The sequence below is a fragment of the Shewanella sp. FeAMO genome, assembly GCF_053653955.1.
This window is the reverse complement of record NZ_CM132201.1, coordinates 4,551,778-4,570,854: the sequence shown is the minus strand read 5'-3', so window position 1 is coordinate 4,570,854 and position 19,077 is coordinate 4,551,778. Positions and strand designations below refer to the sequence as shown.

Below are 19,077 nucleotides of genomic sequence, written 5' to 3'. Positions count from 1 at the left end.
ACGATCTGATTATCTGTTAGTTTCGCTATGCAGTGGCCAAACCAGTATGGCGATAATTGTGATCTGGCGCAATATTTAATCGGTTGTTTGAAAAGCTTCACAGTTCGGGGACGGGTTCACGCATCCGTTGCCACCAGTGGGCATCGGCGACTATCTGGCCCTGAGTGTCTATGGCCGGGTAGGGGATGCCTTTGCGGCGGCAGGCCTTGGCATAGATGGGGTGGCCTTGCTCAAACAACATGATCTGACAATAGTCATTGTCCAGCTTGCGGGTGCCATAGAGCCCGGCCTCCTGCCGCTGACGCTGCGCCTCATACAATAGCAGCGCCGACGCCACCGAGACATTGAGGGATTGCACCATGCCAACCATGGGGATCACTACCTGCTCGTCGGCTAAGGCCAGGGCTTCGGCGCTGATGCCATCACGTTCATTGCCGACAATAAAGGCGGTGGGGCGGCGGTAATCCAGCTCCCTAAAGTCACGGGCCTGAGGGCCGAAATGGGTGGCGACCAGCTGCATCCCGCGCGCCTTACAGGCCTTGGCAGCCGAGGCGAAGTCATAGTGTTTAATGGTTTTGACCCACTGCTGACTGCCGGAGGCGGTATTGCCGGACAGGCGCATATCGGCATCGGGCCAGACCGCATGGATTTCGTGGATACCCACAGCATCGGCACTGCGCAGCGCGGCGGAAATATTGTTGCTCTTGTGGACTCTGTCCAGGATCAGGCTCAGATCCGGCTGGCGCATGTCCAGCATTTGGTTGATGCGAGCGAAGCGTTCGGGGCTCATTGGCGGGGGATCCTATATGAAAAAGGGCGCCGTAGCGCCCTGTATTGGGGAGGGAACTCAGAGTTCCATCACACCGTCCATTTCGACCAGAGAACCCTTTGGCAGCTCTTTCACGCCGATGGCGGCGCGGGCCGGGTAAGGCTGGTTGAAGTAACGGCTCATGATTTCGTTGACCGTGGCAAAGTTGCCCAGATCCAGCATATAGATATTCAGCTTGACGATATCGGCCATGGAACCGCCGGCGGCTTCACAGACGGCCTTGAGGTTGTCGAATACCCGTACAACCTGGGTTTCAAAGTCGTCACCGGCCAGTGCCATGGTGGCTGGGTCCAGCGGGATCTGCCCGGACAGGTAGACTGTGCTGCCCACTTTGACTGCCTGGGAGTAGGTGCCGATAGCGGCGGGAGCCTTGTCTGTTGCTATGATGATCTTCTCTGCCATAACGCTCTCTCTTTTTCTGTTATCAACGGTTACGGGATGTACGCAGAACCTCGGGCAGTACCCTGATTCGGCGCATAACATTTGCCATATGGATCCGGTCGCGAACCGAGATGCGCAGGTTGATCAGATAGACGCGGCCATCGCGCTCTTCGGTGCTGAGATTGTGAATATTGGAGCCTTCGGCGGCAATGATATTGGTGATCTTCGCCAGCGCGCCCTGATGGTTGACGATTTCGACCCTCAGGTTGGCCTGGAATTCGACGCCATCGACGGCATCCCACTGCACCGGAATATACTTGTCCGGCTCGCCCTGATAGCCGCGGATGTTGGCGCAGTTTTCCATGTGCACTACCAGGCCCTTGCCCGGGCTCACGTGAGCAATCACGGCATCCCCAGGAATGGGGCGGCAGCAGTTGGCGAAAGTAACCAGCATGCCTTCGGCGCCGCGGATCGGCATCAGCTTGTGCTCATCATGCTGCTTCTGCGGCTCTATCTTGTCGCCCTTGAGGCGTTGGGCTATGACTATGCTCATGGCATTGCCAAGACCTATGTCGGCCAGCAGTGACTGCAGATCGGCGTGTTTGGTGTCTTTGACTACCTTGTCTATCTGCGCCGGATCTATCTGTTCCAGCTTGGTTTCGCCCAGTGCATGGTTCAGCAGACGCCTACCCAGGGTGCTGGCTTCGTCCTGCTTGAGGCTCTTGAGCACCTGACGGATTTTGGCGCGGGCCTTGCCGGTAACCACGAAGTTGAGCCAGGCGGCGTTGGGGCGTGCGCCCTTGGCGGTGATGATCTCGACCGTTTGCCCGGAAATCAGTGGCTGACTCAGGGGGTAGGCCTGGCGGTTGACCCGGGCGCCGACACAGGTGTTGCCCACATCTGTGTGCACCTCATAGGCGAAGTCCACTGCGGTGGCGCCTACCGGCAGTTCCAGAATGCGGCCCTCGGGAGTGAACACATAGATCTCTTCCGGGAACAGCTCTGTCTTGACGTTTTCAACAAATTCAAACGAGGTGGAAGCACTCTGTTGCAGTTCCAGCAGGCTTTGCATCCATTTGCGGGCGCGCAGCTGGGTAGTGGTACCCGAGGCGCCGGTTTGGCCACTCTTGTACATCCAGTGGGCCGCAACCCCTTTATCGGCCATCTGATCCATGTCTTCGGTACGGATCTGAATTTCCACCGGTACCGCATGGGGACCAAACAGCGAGGTATGCAACGACTGATAGCCGTTGGCCTTGGGAATGGCGATATAGTCTTTAAATCTGCCCGGACGCGGCTTGTAGAGGCCGTGCATTACTCCGAGCACCCGATAACAGGTGTCTATGGAGTCCACTATCAGGCGGAAGGCATAGATATCCATCACTTCCTGGAATTGCAGCTCTTTGCTGCGCATCTTGTTGTAGATGGAATAGAGGTTCTTTTCCCTGCCCTTGACCTTGCCCTTGATACCCACATCTTCCAGGCGGGTACGAATGGCGGTTTCTATGCTCTGGATCAGTTCCTTGCGGTTACCGCGGGCGGCACGAACCACCTCTTTGAGTACCCGATAGCGCATGGGGTAATAGGCCTGAAAGCCGAGATCTTCCAACTCTGTCTTGATATTGTGAATACCCAGACGGTTGGCAATGGGGGCGTAAATTTCCAGGGTTTCGCGGGCAATGCGGCGACGTTTGTCGGGCCGCAGGGCGCCCAGGGTGCGCATATTGTGGGTGCGGTCGGCCAGTTTGATGAGGATCACCCGGATATCCTGGGTCATGGCCATCATCATCTTGCGGAAGTTTTCCGCCTGGGCCTCTTTCTTGTCGCGGAATTTGATCTTGTCTAGCTTGGAGACACCTTCCACCAGCTCCGCCACCGAGGCGCCGAACAGTTCGGCCAGATCCTGATGGGTAACTTGGGTGTCTTCTATGGTGTCGTGCAGCAGGGCGGCCATCAGCGTCTCGTGGTCGAGACGCATTTCGGCCAGGATGCGGGCAACCGCAACCGGATGGGTAATATAGGGTTCGCCACTGGTGCGCATCTGCCCTTCATGGGCATCACGCGCCACCTGATAGGCCTGCTTGAGTAATTCTACCTGCTCCGGCTCCAGATAACTGGCGGCAGACTCCTTGAGACCTTCAAACAGATACAAGTGGCTGTTCTCCTAAGAATATGCCTTAGAGTGAAGAGTTACCTTCTGCAATCGCTGCCACGGCAGCAATTTCAGCTGCTTCGCGCTCACGTACGCTCTGACGCTCATCGGCATCCAGAGTCGCTGAGTTAACCAGTCCCTGTTCGATTTCGCGCAGTGCGATAACAGTGGGTTTGTCGTTTTGCTCTTCAACCAAAGGATCTTTACCCTGGACGGCGATCTGACGGGCACGACGCGCCGCAACCATGATCATATCAAAACGGTTGCCGATTTGTTTAACGGCGTCTTCTACAGTAACGCGAGCCATGTGTTGAAACTCCAGTGATTTGAATGGAAAAAATGACGCAAAATTGTACACGAAGGCAATTAATCTGCCAACAGACCCTTAAGCATATCATTGTGAGTATTAATTTGACTAGCACGAGTCAGGCGTTGCGAGCGAATGATCGCGCTCAGATCCCCCAGTGCAGTCTCAAAATCGTCGTTGACTATGATGAAATCATACTCTTTATAGTGCGACATTTCTGACACTGCCTGTGCCATGCGGGAGGCGATGACTTCGCTGCTGTCCTGACCGCGACCTGTCAGACGGCGCTCCAGTTCTTCGCGGGACGGTGGCAGAATAAAGATGCCGATGGCCTCGGGCATCAGTTTCTTCACTTGCTGGGCACCCTGCCAGTCGATATCCAGGAACACATCTATGCCCCGTTCAAGGGTCTCTTCAATGACCTTGCGGGAAGTGCCATAAAAGTTACCGAAGACTTCGGCCCACTCGAAGAAGGCTTCTTCGGCAATCAGCGCCTTGAACTCCTCCACCGACACATAATGATAGTGCTGGCCGTGAACCTCTCCCGGACGGGGCTGGCGGGTGGTGTGCGATACGGAAACTTGTTTGTCGGCCGGTTTATTGGCCAGCAGGGCTGCAATCAGTGACGATTTGCCCGCTCCGCTGGGGGCCGAGACAATAAAAAGGTTTCCGCGTGCACTCATAATATTTGGGTTCCAAGTCTTTGACTGTAAAAAAAGCCGGTGGCTGATGAGGGAAGCTGCGAACTATGCCCTGTCGGCACTCTGGCTTGCGCCAGCTACAGGTGTTCAAGGCAGCTTCCTTAAGGGCAGCTATTATATAGGCAGGCAATGCTGCCATGCCAGTGGCGCTGACAATTGCCATCAAATTCGTTAGGCTGCCATCAATAAGTCGGTCGATTTTTTAAGGGGTTCTGTGCTGTATAAATCGCTCATCTGTATTCAGGGTTACGACAATGGTCTGCGGCACGCGGCCATCAGTGGCGCCGTCTATCTTTTGTTACTCGTGCTGGGGTTGCTTTTTGGTGGCGGCAGTTTCATCTGGGTGCTCGGGATTTTACTGGCGCCCGTACTACTGCTCAGTTGCCGTCGTCGCTTGGGTGATGGCGGCCGTAACCCCTGGTTGTCACTGATAGCCCTGCTGCCTTGGCTCATTCTGCTGTTGGCCCTGAGTACCGACCAGGATAGCAGTTATCTGATAGGTGCCCTGGTGCTGGCTTTGGCGCTGCATGCAGGTTTGGCGCTGTTGCCTGGTGGGAATCGCGGCCGCGGTGCCCGCAGCAAGCGAGACTATGTGCAGGGATACTGTGGCCCTGTGCCTTTGAGCGCCGAGCGTAAGACCAAGATAAGACGGGTCGAGCCAACTCTGGGCAGTGATGTTCATGGCTATGCAGATAACCACGCTCAAGGCTATTCAGATGATCACGTTTATCAGAGTAGCGACCACGACAATAACCAACCGCACCACAGCGGCGCCGGGTATAGTGCCACGGGGCAGCAGCCTGAGCACCCTATGAGCCCAGCGCCTGAGCCGGCAAGCTTTGCTGCCGCCAATAGCGACCATGATATCAGTCATGATGCCATATCCTATGGACCTGGCCGCAGCCGTTATTTCGACTCGGCGCCGACCGAGGTCGATACCTCAGCGATAGATACAGAGCCTGGCTGGCATACAGATAAGCAAGCCCGCCATAAGGTCAATAGCACTGAGCCTGGGGTTGATGATGAGGTAGACCGCACCGGTTCCTTGTCGGTATTGCTGCTCTCCTGGCGCGATGCCATATTGCAACTTTGGCAGCGGCTTGGCGGCCTCTCGGCCGCCCAGCGTAAGGGCCTTGCCATAACCGCTCTGGTCACAGCGCTGCTTGGCTTGGGATTGATCATATGGCTGCTGTGGCCTCAGGCTGAGCCTAATGACGCATCAGGCCGTGAGACTACTGAGATTGCGGCCGAAACATCCGACAGGGTGACTGTGCGCCTACCGGACAGCTTCAGCCTGTCGCTCGATGGCGACTTGCTGCGTATGAGCTGGCTTGGCGATACTGACGCCCCTGGCCCCTTGTGGGATCTGGCTACCGCCAAGGGCGATCGCCGCTGCGCCGAGCTGGTGTTCAACAATGGCACTGGCTATCGGCCCATGTCGGTCGTTATCGGCGATAACGGCAAGGTCGAAGCGGCCTTCAGCCCTCTGGATAGTCAGGTGATTGTTCAGGATATGGCGCGGCGGGGCTCGGTTAAGCTCTGCGGCTATGACTTCAGCCTCAAGGGCAGTCAGGCGGCATTGGGTTCTGTTCCTGCCTTCCGGCAGCTTATTGAATAGGGCGCATGTTGGTGCACGGTTAACCACAGCTTTGGTTCATCAGAGCTGTGATTCTGTTATACTGCTTCGCTTCTTTCGGCTCGGCTTTCTTCGCGGCATATTCGACAGTTTATGGATACAAAATTAACTCTGGTGATTATGGCCGCCGGGCTGGGAAGCCGTTTTGGCGGTGATAAACAGTTGGCGGCATTGGGGCCCAATGGGGAAACCATGCTGCAATTGGCGTTACGGTCGGCCATTAAGGCCGGGTTTGCCCGCGCGGTACTGGTTATCCGCCCTGAGCTTGAAAGCGAGATCTGTCGCCAGTTAAGCGACTTCCTGCCTTCCGGGTTTGAGTGGCACCTTTGTTATCAGACGCTGGACGATCTGCCACAGCCGGTATCGGCAAGGCGGACAGGGGATATCACAAAGCGCCACAGTAACAGGCAAAAACCCTGGGGCACGGCGCATGCCCTCTGGAGTGCCAGGCATCTGGTCGATGGCCCCATGGCAGTGATCACCGCAGATGACTATTATGGCGATCATGCCTTTGTGCAGTTGGCCGCGGGGCTTAGGCAACATCCCAATGAATGGATGCTGGTGGCCTGGCCGCTGGGACTGACCTTGTCCGAGCATGGCGGGGTGAATCGTGGCTTGTGTGAGGTCAATGGGAAGGGTTACCTGACTTCGGTGCAGGAGTGGCTCGATATTCGTCAGGGCACCCATGGCCTTGAGGGAGAGCTTCAGGGCGAACGCCGGCCGATAGCCGCCGATGCCTTGGTATCCATGACCTGCTGGGGCTTTTCGGCGAATATATTTACCGCACTGGAGCAGGGGCTCAGGCGCTTTTTGGCAACCCATAGCGATGATCTTAAAGCCGAGTGTTATCTGCCTGCGATAGTGCAAAATGCAATCGAGCAGCCAGACCCAGAGCCGTGCCAACAACAGCAAAACCTTGCCACCCGCAGTGTCAGGGTGGAAACCGCCCGCGAGGCCTGGTTGGGAGTGACATATCCCCAGGACGCCGCCCGGGTGAAACAGCAATTACAGGAGTTAATGGGTGCTTGAGCTTATCCGGCAGCAGGTGCTGCCTCACTTCGGGATCCCTGACAATGCCAAAATCAGCCCACTGGGCAATGGCCATATCAACGACACTTTTCTGATCCGCAGCGCCGATAGCGAACTTGTGCTGCAAAAGATCAACACCCAGGTATTTCGCGCGCCCAACGCCTTGGTCAATAATGCGGCCAAGGTCAGCGAGCATTTGAGTCAGTGTGCTGCTGAAGGCGGCTATCAACTGCAGCTGATAAGGCCTGTGATGACCCGCGAGCAGCAGTTGGCGGTGGATCTCGGTGAACAGGGATTCTGGCGCGCCATCAGTTATCTGCCCTTTAGTCAGAGCATCGAAGTGGTGCGCTCTGAGGCCGAGGCCGAACAGGCGGCGCGTGCCTTTGGCCATTTCGCCCGCGCCTTGAGCCAAGTAGACCCCCATGAACTGGAAGATGTGATCCCTCTGTTTCACCATCTGCCGGGCAGAATCGAAGCCCTTTCCAAGGCGGTTGCCGAGGACCCGCTTGGGCGCCTGCAGCACTGTCGGCAGTGGGCCGAGTTGGCCTTGTCCCAGCAATCCCTGCTTGCGGAGCTTGAAGATACCTGTGCCGGTTTGCCGCTGCGGATTTGTCACAACGACACCAAGATCAACAACATGCTGTTCGACAAGCGTGATATGTCCAGCATGGCTATCATAGATCTCGACACCTGCATGAAGGGTTTCCTGATGTATGACTTCGGCGACATGGTGCGCACCTTCTGCTCACCCGAGGCCGAAGACTCCACCGCACTCGAGAAGGTCAGAGTCAGGCCCGAAGTGTTTGCCGCCATCTGCCGGGGTTACCTGGCAGAGCTGGGCGAGGTGTTGACGCCACTGGAGCGCCAGAGTCTATGGCTGGGTGCCCGGGTGATTTGTCTTATGATAGGTGTGCGTTTCCTCACCGACTATCTGGTGGGGGATAAGTATTTCCATATCCACCGCGAAGGCCACAACCTGGACAGAGCCGCCAACCAGTTCACCCTCTATCTCAGCCTATTGCAGCAGAGCGAGGCCCTTAAGGCGTGTTTGGTTTGAGGGCTCCGCTCGGTTTAAAGAAGTAGTCTGGCTTATTGGTGCCGCATTTTTTCAATTCATATGTCGGCACCAAACCATCGAACTTACCTTAGTCTGCGCTATATACCGCTAATACGTAACATAATTTATTGATAATATGTCTGCAGTCATTGCCAGCTTTGAGGAATACCTCCTTGGAATCTTGAGGTGCTTGACAGAAAACTCACTGTAGGTAGAAGTAAGTTATAGCTTCCTTCATAACAGGAGTTAACAAATCTTATATTTCAGACTGTATTGCATCTTCACATACGCCTCTTAGAGCGTCATATGCATATATAGCTATAGCTTTGGCAAAATTAACTGGAACGGCGTTACCTATCTGCTTGGCAATTTCAATTTTTGAGCCTCTGAATTTGAATGAGTCGGGAAATGTCATTATTCGTGCTGCTTCACGGTGTGTAATAGGCCTGTGCTTTTCGGGATGCAGATATCGTCCTTTCTCAGGTTTAAAAAACTCAGTTCGAATGGTGACTGATGGCCTATCCCACCATAGCCTCCCGAAAAGATCAGTACCTCCTGAAGGTTTATTGAGCCAACATTTTGGAGTAATCTCTGGTGCATTTTTCATTAAGTCAAAGCGATTTCCCCCGGGAGGTACTGCTTGATACCGTTTGAGACTTGTTAAAGTTGGGGTACGTCCGAAATGTAGATCGTACGGAGGATCTGTATCTCTAATTTGTGTCCCGTACGGCTCATCCAAATCAGCAATCACTGAGCGCACATTTTCCCATTTCTGTAGGTTTGGATCAGAATCAGGGGTCGCTGAATGACTGGGTTTTGGTGGAAAGTCCGGTAGAGTTGATTCGGAAAAATACCTAGAGTTATACCCGATTACAATAGCCCGCTTTCGCGTTTGGGGGACGCCATAGTCTGCAGTATTTAAGACATCATAATGCAAATAGAAGCCTTCAGATTTTGCTCTTTTTTTAATATCTTGGAATTCATCACTCTTCAATAGTCCGGGTACGTTTTCCATTATGAACATTTTTGCTCCGGATCGGACTACTATATCCAAGTATGGCTCCCAAAGAGCACGTCTTGAGTCACCCTCTCGCTTTTTATTGAGAAGACTAAAGCCCTGACAAGGTGGCCCACCGATAACAATATCTGCATCTGGAATGCTGGCTTGCTTTTCCAGCCATTCTTCAATGTTGACGGCTATGCAGTGGTTTCCGGGAAAGTTAGCGTTGTAGGTGTCTACAGCATGTTGATTGTTATCGATAGCTAACACACATTCGTAATCAATGTCACTTCTGCATAAAAAACCGGCGCTTAAGCCGCCAGCACCACAAAATAAATCGATAACCTTAACGCTCATTTCTAGTATGTCCTTTGAAACTATGGCTGACATTTTACCCCAGCTTAAGCCGTTGCCCAAGCAGAAAGTGCTGTATGTTTATACATACATTTTAATTAGAGAGACTCTCTATAAGGTGATATATGATGATTTTTTACTGAGACAAGATTGAAATTGTAGGCTGGATTAGTGATGCTTTATCCGGCATGGTTAAAACTTTTCCGCACGATATCAAACCTCTACAAAACTTAAGAAGTCAAAGGTGGTAAGCATGGCGAGGCGTTCTACACGAAAGGAGGCGGAAACGCTTAGGGCGAAAGCGGTGAATCTCCTTACAAATTTTCAAAATGTACTTGTAACGGGTGAGTTACGAGAACAGGTACTGGCCTTGCTGCCAGTTACTGAAACGTTTCGTGACCTCGGCAGTTCACTAATAAAAGATGAGAAGGCGAATTCTGCAAGAGAAAGAATCCTGGTTTATATGAGGCAGTACCCTCAGACCTTAATCGCTGGTTCGGAGCTTTCGATTGTGGCGGGGATTAGTGAGTACCCGAGGCGCATTAGAGAGCTTCGAGTGGAATCTGGATGGCCAATAATCAGTGGGAAATCTCTTAAAAATATTATTGCCGAGGACGGTCATGTATGGGGCTTGAAGGATTCTGATATCAAAACTGATAATTACTTTTTACTCGAGGACAAGCAAGACCGTGATGCGGCTTATAGATGGAATACAGCGAACCAGATAAGAAAGGAAAAAACTTCTGTAAAAGATAAGCTTTTGAAATATTTAAAAGAAAATGTTGGGAAACAGGTCTCCGGTGAAGAGCTTCAGTACTTGGCATCCGATAAGTCTGAATGGGCAAGGCGGGTACGTGAATTGAGGACCGAGGACGGTTGGCAAATTCTTACCAAAGCATCGGGTGCGGCGCATTTACCTGTTGGAGTATACGTTCTTGCAACTGATGAGCAAGCAGAGGCCCATGACCGAAAAATCCCTGATTCGGTGAGGGTCAAAGTCCTAGAAAGAGATCAGTTCTCATGTAAGTGTTGTGGGTGGGATTTATCTAGAATGCATCCGGCAGATAAACGCAGTATGTTAGAGCTTCATCATCTCATCCATCATGTTTTGGGGGGAAAGAACATCGTGGAGAACTTGATTACACTTTGCAATGTTTGCCATGATGAAGTCCATGCTAACAGGATTTCTGAGTCTGAACTTAGAGCATTATTAAGCTGAAATGAGGTTCAGGAGTTAAGAATACTAAAATGTTACTAGACGGTGTTTTCAAGTTTGAATGATTGGCAAGGGAGCAGAGAGCAAAAGCCAACAAATGTCCCGCATCAAGGGCGATGATACTCGCCCTGAGATGTGGCTGAGAAAGCGGCTCCACGCATTGGGATATCGCTTTCGTTTGCATGAAAAACGCTTGCCGGGAAAGCCGGATCTGGTCTTGCCCAAGTATCACGCCATTATTTTGGTTAATGGCTGCTTCTGGCATATGCATCAGTGCCGTTATTTTCAATTTCCCAGATCATCGTCCATTCAAAATAGAGGGCCTGAGTGGTGGCGGAGCAAACTCTTGGGCAACAGAGCCCGGGACTTGGCTGCACAGGACAAGCTGCGTGAGCTCGGTTGGCGGGTTCTGGTGCTGTGGGAGTGTGCTATCAAGGGTAAGGAAAGGCGGCCTGAAACCGAAGTCATTCAGACAGTTATTCAGTGGTTACATTCAGATATCCATTATCTTGAAATACCTCCTGCTGAAACAGTACAAAAATCCTGAGTTTTGCTTCAAAACCCTCTCAAATCCGGTAGTTTTCTTCACACATCTTCCCCTGCTCTTTACTGCAAAAAGTCGATCATGACGCTGACCTGGGTCGGCAAGTGTTCGCACCTTCCTTAGCTGTGCTTAAGATCAAATGCTTATCTAAAACTCTTGCCATTCGGGTAAAGGCAATTTCTTTTCCAGTCTAATTCAGGCAGAATCTCGCACTTGAATTTGAAGGGCTTTTGTCTTTAGCCCAATAGGATAGGACGTCTTTGTCTGCCCCTCATTCGTTGGCGGCGGGCAAGAGAACAAGGACTGGAAATGGAACTCCCATTACAGGTAGTGCAGGACCTGGCCCCGGATCAGTCATCTCTGGGGGCTGCCAAAAAGCTGCTCAATACATCCAAGTGGCCCATGTTGGGCGTAGCCTCTGAACTCAATAGTATTTGGGGGCAGTGCCAGGGATCGGGTGCCAATCCCTACCTCACCATGGCAGATGTGGTCGACCATGGCTACAAGTGTACCTGCCCATCTAGAAAATTCCCGTGTAAACATGTGCTTGCATTGATGTGGATCTTCAGTGAAAGCCAAGACAGCTTCAATGAGTCAACCCCGCCTGATTGGGTTGGGGAATGGTTGTCCCGTCGTCGTCGCAGTTCTGCCACCGCAACTGAGGATAACAAGCCCTCGGTGGCGAAGAATATCGCCACCGCCGGTGATGAAGAGCCAATGCTCAGCCCGGAGCAACTCGCCAAGAATGCCGCGCAAAAGCAAAAGCGGGCTTTGGCGGCGCAGCAAGCCAGCGAGCAAAGCATACGCGAAGGGTTGGCCGAGCTTGAGCTGTGGATCCGCGATCAACAACGAACCGGTCTTTCCGGACTGCTTAAGGATTTGCGCCCCAGGGTTCGACGCATTGCCGCAAGATTGGTGGATGCTAAAGCGAGTGCCTTGGCATCCAGAGTCGATGAATTACCGTCCTTGTTGGCTGGACTGCCGTTTGAGCGGCAACTGGCCCGGCTGATAGAAGAACTGGGGGTCTGGGTCTTGCTTTCCCGGGCCTGGCGAATCAATCCACAGGATCCCGATGTTCGCCGGGCGCTGGTTGGGGCGGAAAATCGAGAACAACTGCTGGCCAATGCCGCCGCCGGGGTCAGTGGCCGCTGGTTATGCCTTGGTGAGCGTATCGAAACCCGACGGGACGGTTTGGTTAGCCATGCGACCTGGCTTTGGCCACTGGATGGCCAGTGTAGCTCAGGCGCCATGTTGCTCGACTATTATCCAGCCACGGCAGGCAAACGTGAGGCCAGCCTCAGGGCCGGTACCTTGCTTGAAGGGGAACTGGTCTTTTATCCCTCAAGGGCGCCGCAGCGCGCCATATTGACCCAGTACCAGATTCTGGCACCCGAAGCCGTATCCTGGCCCGCAGCCTCGGCTGTGACACCAGAGCAAGCCTTGTTTACGCTGCGGCGCACCTTGCCATGGGAAACTTCAGTGCCCTTGGTGTTGGGCCCATGCCGTTTGCAGCAGGCAGAGGACGGCGGTTATTGGCTCAGTGTCGAGGAGCAGCTAATTCCGGTGAAGGGCAGAGACTTGCCACCCTTGGCACAGGGAGACTTGCAAGGGGCCTTTGTCAGCTGGCGTGGTGATGGAGCCGAGCTTCTGTCTGTTTGTACCAGTGCCTGGGGGATGATCTCATGCTAAATGCTGAAACCCTGCAACAGGATCTGGCGCAAATTGACGAACTCAAGCAGCGTTGGTTGATAGGTGATGGCGGCGCGCCGATTTTGCTTCCTGAGCATTGGACAGTGCCCGCCGATGCCGACGATGACGAGCGCACCCTGATGGCGCTGGCTTATTGCAGCCAGTATCCCCTGTTGCAACAACCCCATCCCCCCGGGGCGCTTAAAACCTTGCCCGGCTTGCCGCAACTGAGTCTGTCCCTATTACCCGGCCAATGTCGCCCGGCATTCAGGCAGTTACTGGCGCTGACCACCACATCCGGCAGTCAATATCAGGCGCTGTTGGCGCTGCTGGTGAGTCGTGGTTTTTCCCCTCATCCCGAAGACTGGCTGCCCGGTCGACAGGATGCAGAGCTGCCGCCTGAGTTTGAACCTTGGGTTTGCTGGGTTACCGATGCCAGGGATGAACCGCTCACCGAAGAGAGCTGGCCCGATAAAAGCCCGGCACAGAGGCTGGCTGCGCTTAAGCTGCTGCGGCGCCGGTCGCCGGATACCGCTCGTGATTTGCTGGCAAGCATGGCCGCCTCGGAAGCCGCCGATAAACGCCTGAATCTCTATCAGGTATTGGCAGATGGACTGAGCTTGGCAGACTTGCCCTTATTGGTATCTCTGGAAAAAGACAGATCCCAGAAAGTGAAGGAACTGGCCAATCAATTGCAGATGCGCTTAGGTCAGGGCAACCATCAAGCGGAAGATGAGACACTCACAGAGCTGGTAACTTGGCTGTCACTGAAACCTCGGGGGCTGCTACGGCGCGAAACTGTGTTGCTTGCTCCTGTGCTGAAAAACAGTGTCCAGAATCGTGACCGCTGCGCCGCACTGAAGAGCATTTCCTTGCCTTTGCTGGCAACTGGGCTGGGCATGAGTCTGGAGCAGCTTTTGTGCCAGTGGTCCTTTGCCGACAACGCCGGTAAGGGGCTCAATAGCCCCAATCAGGCCTTGCTGCTGAATGTTGCTGCCAGTTTGCCCGAGGAACAGGTGTTGTTGGTGGCCAATCGGCTGCTCGATTGGGCCGTTGAGGAAAATGAAAATCCCATGGCTGAACTGGGTTTATTGGTATCCAGGTTAAACGAGCAAGCCAAGGTCAACCTGGCTCAGACGCTACTGTCCAAGGCTCCCGGCGATCTGCTCCCCAATGCTCCGTACGCACTATTTAGCAGTGAATGGCACTGGCTGAGTGTCGCTGAGTTCAGCCGTTGCAAGGCCACGGCTGAACTGCTTAAACAACTTAAAACCCTGGTGCAAGCCAAGGATGCGGACAAGATGGAACGGCAACTCGCTTGGGTGATGCAACAATTGGGTTTGTGCCTGAACCTCGAGTGTGCTCAGTGGCTGCTGGCCGAGACAAAGACGCTGGGGATATCGCCCATGCACCCAATACTCGACTATTTGAAATTTAACGTAAGTTTGCAACGAGAAGGATGAAAAGATGAGTGACGTATTAAGGCAACCGGCGGAAGTCATTTATCAAGCCGAGCTGGATGCTCTGAAAGAAGAAGATCATGGCCAAAAACCCGAGAATTGGCAACTGACGCCTAAAAGTGTGGTCAAGTATCTACTCGGTGGCACTACGGATTCCGGGGTGTCTATCAGCCCCAAATACATAGGCAATCGTCGCCTTATCGAAACAGCGGTTGCGACTTTGGCCACTGACAGGGCGCTGTTGCTCCTTGGGGTACCGGGTACTGCCAAGTCCTGGGTGTCCGAGCATCTGGCTGCGGCTATTTCGGGCAACAGTACCCAGGTGATCCAATGCACTGCAGGCACAGATGAAAACCAAATTCGTTACGGTTGGAACTATGCACAGCTGCTTGCCAAAGGCCCCAGTAAGGACGCCTTGGTGCCGACACCACTGTTCCGGGCCATGGAGTCTGGTACCTTGTGCCGTCTGGAGGAATTGACCCGCATGGGGTCGGACGTCCAGGATACCCTGATAACCGTATTGTCTGAAAAAATGTTGCCGGTGCCCGAGCTGAACGATGCTGTGTTTGCCAAGCGTGGTTTCAACATCATAGCTACCGCCAATAACCGCGATAAAGGTGTGAATGAGCTGTCTTCGGCACTCAAGCGGCGCTTCAACGTAGTGGTGTTGCCGCTACCCGATGATATGGAGCAAGAAGTAGAGATTATTCGTCGCCGGGTGGTCGAGATGGGTCAAAGCCTGTCACTGCCGGTGCCCGCCAGTGCCAGCAGTGAAATTGAGAAAGTGGTAACTATCTTCCGCGAACTGAGAAGCGGCGCTACCTTGGATGGCAAGATGGCGCTCAAGGTGCCTTCGGGGAATCTGTCCACTGCCGAGGCTATTGCCGTGATGGTTGGCGGCTTGAGTCAGGCAGCCTGGTTCGGCGATGGTCAACTGGGGGCTGCTGACGTGGGAGCCAACCTGGTGGGCGCCATAGTGAAAGACCCTGTGCAGGACAAGTTGGTACTCGAGGAGTATCTCGAGACTGTGCTGAAAAAACGCAGTGATTACAGCTCCTATTACCACAGCATCAATGAACTGCTGTGAGCCGTGACCGCCAGAGAACACTTGCCCATGAAGAATATCCATTATTTTGGCATTCGCCACCATGGTCCGGGCTCGGCCCGGCGGCTGGTGGCGGCGCTGGAGCGGTTGAACCCGGCGTTGGTTCTGATAGAAGGACCGGCTGATTGCAGTGAACTGGTGCCATTTTTGGCCAGTGACGAGATGAAACCGCCGGTGGCTCTCTTGTCCTTTGTCACCGATGAAACAGGCCACAGCCTCTATTATCCCTTTGCCGAATACTCGCCCGAGTATCAGGCGTGCCTCTGGGCATTGAACACCAATACCGAGGTACGTTTTATTGATTTGCCTGTATCTGTGCAGTTGGCATCCAGGCTGCAGGATATTGAGCCTGAGTCGGAAGATGACGACGATACAGCGACAGAAGCTGACGATACAGATTCAGCCTCTCTTCCTGAAGATTCCCCCGCGCCTTACGAGGGCCGGCTCCGTCAGGATCCTGTCTCAGCACTGGCCTTGCTTGCCGGTTATGAGGACGGTGAAAGTTGGTGGAATCATGTCATAGAGCAGGGCAGTGATGACGATCCTGAGCTGTTTGATGCGTTGGCCCAGGCCATGGCCGAGCTCAGGAATGCCATGCCCAACGACAGCTTGAGAGAAGCCCAGCGAGAAGCCTTTATGCGGCTGCAAATTGCCGAGGCGGCCAAACAAAACGCGGGACCAATCGCTGTGGTTTGCGGTGCCTGGCATCTGCCGGGGCTGAAGACCAAGGTTAGCCAGAAAGAAGATAAGGCACAATTGAAGAGCCTCCCGGCAAAACTGGCGCCCAAGCGGGTGAGTTCAACCTGGATCCCCTGGACCAGCCCAAGGCTCGCCAGTGAGTCTGGCTATGGGGCCGGGGTGGCCGCGCCCATGTGGTATAGCCACCTGTGGCAACACGGTTATGACGAGGTCTCTTTGACTCGCTGGCTAACCCAGGTTGCCGACATGTTGAGAGCGGCCGGGCTAATGGTTTCAACCGCCGCTGTGATTGAGACCCTGCGCCTGTGTCATAGCTTGGCTGCCATTCGCGCTCGTCCCAGTCCTGGATTCGAAGAGGCGCGGGATGCATCTATAGCCACTATGTGCGGCGGAGAAGCCAGGTGGTGGCAACAGATTTCGCAGCAACTCCTGCTCGGCTCCCGGGTCGGTGAAATACCCGCAGATGTGCCTTTGGCCCCCCTCTTGGATGACTTGCAGCGTTGGCAAAAGAAAACCCGTCTCAAGAGCGAGGCTTTGCCGCGGGAGCTTTCTCTCGACTTGCGCAGTGAGTCGGGCCAGCTGAAATCCTGGTTTTTGCATCGCCTGAGGCTGCTCGATGTGCCTTGGGGCGAGCAGGGCAGTGCCGGCGCCAGCCGAGGAACTTTCCGTGAGCGTTGGGTGATCGCCTGGCAACCTGAGTTTGCGGTGCAACTGGTTGAAAATCAAATCTATGGCAGTTCACTGGTACAGGCGGCAGCCGAACGTACCATCCAGCGCATGCGGGAGCAAAGACAACTGGGTGAGCTGGCAAACCTGGTGTTGGAGGCCTTGGAGGCTGAATTGCCCCGAGCGGTAGAGCTGGGCTTCGAACTGTTGGCCGAGCGTGCAGCACACACAGCCGAGGGCTTGGATCTGCTGGATTGTTTGCCTCCTCTGGTGGATATCAGCCGCTACGGTACCTCGAGAAACCTGTCGCTGGCGCATGTCAATGAGTTGATTGAACGCTTGGCGGTGCAGGCATCTTTATCCTTGCCCATTGTTGTTCGCCAGTTGAATGAGGACGAAAGTAATCATTACCGGCTGGCCGTAGGCAGAGCACATGCCCAGTTGGAGTTGGCACAAGTGGCAGATTCTGTCATGGAGGGCTGGTGGCAGGCGCTAATCGAAGTGGTCAATACCGGCCTATGTGATGCGGGAGTCCGCGGGCTGTGTTGTCGCCTGCTGTATCAGGCCAAACGCCTGGATGAAGACTACCTGGCACAATTGATGGCGAAAATGTTGTCACCGGCCAATCCGATTGTCGAAGCCAAGGGGTTCTTCGAGGGCTTCTTCAGCGGGGCTGCCGAACGTTTGCTTTACGACCCCAGGTTGCGACAGTCGGTGGACAATTGGCTGCTGTCGCTTGAGGAAGAGGCGTTTGTCGAGAGTCTGCCGTTGCTGCGGCGGGTATTTGCCGAGTTGGATGCCATGGAGCGTCGCCGACTGCTGGATAGTCTCAATGCCAAAGCTGTGGCAAAAGGCACTGAGTATTCCGTGAATGATGCCTTGGTACCGCTCTGGTCTGCCCATCTGGAAGGGCTGGGCAAGTTGCTTGCAGGAGACAATCAATGGATGAATTGATGAGACAGCGTCGCTGGCAACTGGCCCTTGGCGCAGAATTGGAACAGGCGCCCCTCAATGGCAGCGACAAACGTTTGAATGAGGCGTTGTCGGCACTCTATGGTGACGGCAAACATTCAGAGACACGTCGCGGGGGCTTGGGCGGCTCAGCACCCAGGGTGGCGCGTTGGCTTGGGGATATTCGCGAATTTTTCCCGGCATCTGTGGTGCAGTTGGTGCAGCGGGATGCCTTCGAGCGCTTGGGCCTGAAACAGATGCTGATGGAGCCCGAGTTCCTGCAAGCTATGGAGGCCGATGTGCACTTGGTTGCGGATCTCGTCAGCCTCGGGAGCATGATGCCGGCGCAAACCATGGAAACGGCGCGGCAGGTCATTCGTAAGGTGGTAGATGAACTCCTGGCCAGGCTGGAACAAAAAACTGCCGAGGCCATTCGTGGTGCCGTGGATAAAAGCAAACGCAGTTTTCGTCCCCGTCATGCCGATATCGACTGGCACAGAACCATCAGTGCCAATTTACGCCACTATCAACCTGAACTTGGCACTGTGATGCCGGAAAAACTGGTGGGCTATACCCGCAAGCAGCGGCGACAGGTGGATCTGGACGAGGTGATCCTTTGCGTTGACCAGTCCGGCTCCATGGCGACATCTGTGGTGTACAGTTCCATTTTTGCGGCTGTGATGGCCTCCATTCCAGCGGTGAAAACCCGGTTGGTGTGTTTTGATACTGCGGTAGTGGACCTTACTGATGAATTGGCCGACCCGGTGCAAGTGTTGTTTGGCGTACAACTGGGGGGTGGCACAGATATTAACCAAGCGGTAGCTTACTGCGCCGACAAAATTGAGCGCCCCTCCAAGACTCACCTTATCCTGATCACGGATCTCTATGAAGGGGGCAATGAAAAGGAGCTTAAGGCTCGGGTCGCTGAACTGCTACGCCGTGAAGTGAATGTGATCACCCTGTTGGCGTTGAGCGACGATGGGCGTCCGGCTTATGACAACCAAATGGCCGCGGATTTTGCCGCCATCGGCAGCCCGGTGTTTGCCTGTACGCCGGACAAATTTCCCGAGTTGATGGCCACGGCGCTAAAAAGGGAGGATGTGCTGCAATGGGCGGCAGACGCCGGCATAGCCACGGTTAGAGCGACTGAGTAATACCATGAAGAAGCAGGCTGATGCCTGCTTTTTTAATCCAAAGGTTCAGGCCGAAGCTTTCCCTTATCTCACATCACAGCCAAGGACAAGCTGGGCGCTGCTCGTGGATCCGTCACCTGCGCCTCGGACAAGGCCACTGTCTTTCAT

General features: G+C 54.2%; 16 protein-coding genes. 10 read left to right on the top strand and 6 right to left on the bottom strand.

Going from position 1 to position 19,077, the window contains the following annotated elements:
• Positions 1–97 precede the first annotated feature (97 nt).
• Genes trmH through gmk form a run of 5 tightly spaced genes read right to left on the bottom strand, consistent with a single transcriptional unit; the run spans position 98 to position 4,352 of the window.
• Positions 98–790, bottom strand: coding sequence for a tRNA (guanosine(18)-2'-O)-methyltransferase TrmH (trmH, locus tag ACWAU4_RS20395; RefSeq protein WP_454290367.1), 693 nt, complete (start codon positions 788–790; stop codon positions 98–100).
• 57 nt (positions 791–847) lie between these two features.
• Positions 848–1,231 carry a RidA family protein gene (locus ACWAU4_RS20390; RefSeq protein WP_025888534.1) on the bottom strand — a complete coding sequence of 128 codons (384 nt, stop codon included), beginning with the start codon at positions 1,229–1,231 and terminating at the stop codon, positions 848–850.
• Between the two features lie 22 nt (positions 1,232–1,253).
• Complete coding sequence (gene spoT / locus ACWAU4_RS20385) at positions 1,254–3,362, bottom strand: bifunctional GTP diphosphokinase/guanosine-3',5'-bis pyrophosphate 3'-pyrophosphohydrolase (RefSeq protein WP_028780077.1); 2,109 nt, start codon at positions 3,360–3,362, stop codon at positions 1,254–1,256.
• Positions 3,363–3,387: 25 nt separating this feature from the next.
• Positions 3,388–3,669: a DNA-directed RNA polymerase subunit omega gene (gene rpoZ / locus ACWAU4_RS20380; protein ID WP_025010112.1), complete on the bottom strand. Its 282-nt coding sequence runs from the start codon at positions 3,667–3,669 to the stop codon at positions 3,388–3,390.
• Positions 3,670–3,728: 59 nt separating this feature from the next.
• Entirely contained in the window at positions 3,729–4,352 is a 624-nt protein-coding gene (gene gmk / locus ACWAU4_RS20375) for a guanylate kinase (RefSeq protein WP_025888535.1), read from the bottom strand.
• A gap of 232 nt (positions 4,353–4,584) precedes the next feature.
• Between gmk and ACWAU4_RS20370 the strand changes: the two genes are divergently transcribed.
• The 3 genes from ACWAU4_RS20370 (at position 4,585) to ACWAU4_RS20360 (ending at position 8,092) form a co-directional block, all read left to right on the top strand.
• Complete coding sequence (locus tag ACWAU4_RS20370; protein ID WP_454290366.1) at positions 4,585–5,988, top strand: hypothetical protein; 1,404 nt, start codon at positions 4,585–4,587, stop codon at positions 5,986–5,988.
• Between the two features lie 111 nt (positions 5,989–6,099).
• Positions 6,100–7,035, top strand: coding sequence for an NTP transferase domain-containing protein (locus ACWAU4_RS20365; RefSeq protein WP_208125216.1), 936 nt, complete (start codon positions 6,100–6,102; stop codon positions 7,033–7,035).
• Positions 7,028–8,092: a phosphotransferase enzyme family protein gene (locus tag ACWAU4_RS20360; protein WP_208125215.1), complete on the top strand. Its 1,065-nt coding sequence runs from the start codon at positions 7,028–7,030 to the stop codon at positions 8,090–8,092. Before ACWAU4_RS20365 ends, ACWAU4_RS20360 begins: the two co-directional genes overlap by 8 nt.
• Positions 8,093–8,348: 256 nt before the next feature.
• Here ACWAU4_RS20360 and ACWAU4_RS20355 read toward each other — a convergent pair whose 3' ends face one another.
• Entirely contained in the window at positions 8,349–9,449 is a 1,101-nt protein-coding gene (locus ACWAU4_RS20355; protein WP_145839373.1) for a DNA cytosine methyltransferase, read from the bottom strand.
• Positions 9,450–9,699: 250 nt separating this feature from the next.
• On the opposite strand from ACWAU4_RS20355, the gene ACWAU4_RS20350 reads away from it, so the two are divergent.
• The 7 genes from ACWAU4_RS20350 to ACWAU4_RS20320 all read left to right on the top strand — a co-directional run bounded on the left by ACWAU4_RS20350 (position 9,700) and on the right by ACWAU4_RS20320 (position 18,930).
• Entirely contained in the window at positions 9,700–10,665 is a 966-nt protein-coding gene (locus ACWAU4_RS20350) for an HNH endonuclease (protein WP_145839372.1), read from the top strand.
• Between the two features lie 58 nt (positions 10,666–10,723).
• Complete coding sequence (locus ACWAU4_RS20345) at positions 10,724–11,209, top strand: very short patch repair endonuclease (protein ID WP_208125214.1); 486 nt, start codon at positions 10,724–10,726, stop codon at positions 11,207–11,209.
• 306 nt (positions 11,210–11,515) lie between these two features.
• The gene (locus ACWAU4_RS20340; protein WP_208125213.1) at positions 11,516–12,895 is read left to right on the top strand and encodes an SWIM zinc finger family protein; all 1,380 of its coding nucleotides are present in this window, start codon (positions 11,516–11,518) and stop codon (positions 12,893–12,895) included.
• Positions 12,889–14,358, top strand: coding sequence for a DUF5691 domain-containing protein (locus ACWAU4_RS20335; RefSeq protein WP_208125212.1), 1,470 nt, complete (start codon positions 12,889–12,891; stop codon positions 14,356–14,358). Before ACWAU4_RS20340 ends, ACWAU4_RS20335 begins: the two co-directional genes overlap by 7 nt.
• A gap of 4 nt (positions 14,359–14,362) precedes the next feature.
• Positions 14,363–15,442, top strand: coding sequence for an ATP-binding protein (locus ACWAU4_RS20330; RefSeq protein WP_044735391.1), 1,080 nt, complete (start codon positions 14,363–14,365; stop codon positions 15,440–15,442).
• Between the two features lie 27 nt (positions 15,443–15,469).
• Positions 15,470–17,779: a DUF5682 family protein gene (locus ACWAU4_RS20325; protein ID WP_208125211.1), complete on the top strand. Its 2,310-nt coding sequence runs from the start codon at positions 15,470–15,472 to the stop codon at positions 17,777–17,779.
• Positions 17,767–18,930, top strand: coding sequence for a VWA domain-containing protein (locus tag ACWAU4_RS20320; RefSeq protein WP_107111241.1), 1,164 nt, complete (start codon positions 17,767–17,769; stop codon positions 18,928–18,930). The genes ACWAU4_RS20325 and ACWAU4_RS20320 overlap by 13 nt, the downstream gene beginning before the upstream one ends.
• Positions 18,931–19,077: the final 147 nt, after the last annotated feature.

Bases quoted from the DNA above. Each gene is read 5' to 3' on its own strand.
- trmH (WP_454290367.1), bottom strand. From the start codon at position 790: ATGAGCCCCGAACGCTTCGCTCGCATCAACCAAATGCTGGACATGCGC.
- ACWAU4_RS20390 (WP_025888534.1), bottom strand. From the start codon at position 1,231: ATGGCAGAGAAGATCATCATAGCAACAGACAAGGCTCCCGCCGCTATC.
- rpoZ (WP_025010112.1), bottom strand. From the start codon at position 3,669: ATGGCTCGCGTTACTGTAGAAGACGCCGTTAAACAAATCGGCAACCGT.
- gmk (WP_025888535.1), bottom strand. From the start codon at position 4,352: ATGAGTGCACGCGGAAACCTTTTTATTGTCTCGGCCCCCAGCGGAGCG.
- ACWAU4_RS20365 (WP_208125216.1), top strand. From the start codon at position 6,100: ATGGATACAAAATTAACTCTGGTGATTATGGCCGCCGGGCTGGGAAGC.
- ACWAU4_RS20355 (WP_145839373.1), bottom strand. From the start codon at position 9,449: ATGAGCGTTAAGGTTATCGATTTATTTTGTGGTGCTGGCGGCTTAAGC.
- ACWAU4_RS20350 (WP_145839372.1), top strand. From the start codon at position 9,700: ATGGCGAGGCGTTCTACACGAAAGGAGGCGGAAACGCTTAGGGCGAAA.
- ACWAU4_RS20345 (WP_208125214.1), top strand. From the start codon at position 10,724: ATGATTGGCAAGGGAGCAGAGAGCAAAAGCCAACAAATGTCCCGCATC.
- ACWAU4_RS20340 (WP_208125213.1), top strand. From the start codon at position 11,516: ATGGAACTCCCATTACAGGTAGTGCAGGACCTGGCCCCGGATCAGTCA.
- ACWAU4_RS20335 (WP_208125212.1), top strand. From the start codon at position 12,889: ATGCTAAATGCTGAAACCCTGCAACAGGATCTGGCGCAAATTGACGAA.
- ACWAU4_RS20330 (WP_044735391.1), top strand. From the start codon at position 14,363: ATGAGTGACGTATTAAGGCAACCGGCGGAAGTCATTTATCAAGCCGAG.
- ACWAU4_RS20325 (WP_208125211.1), top strand. From the start codon at position 15,470: ATGAAGAATATCCATTATTTTGGCATTCGCCACCATGGTCCGGGCTCG.
- ACWAU4_RS20320 (WP_107111241.1), top strand. From the start codon at position 17,767: ATGGATGAATTGATGAGACAGCGTCGCTGGCAACTGGCCCTTGGCGCA.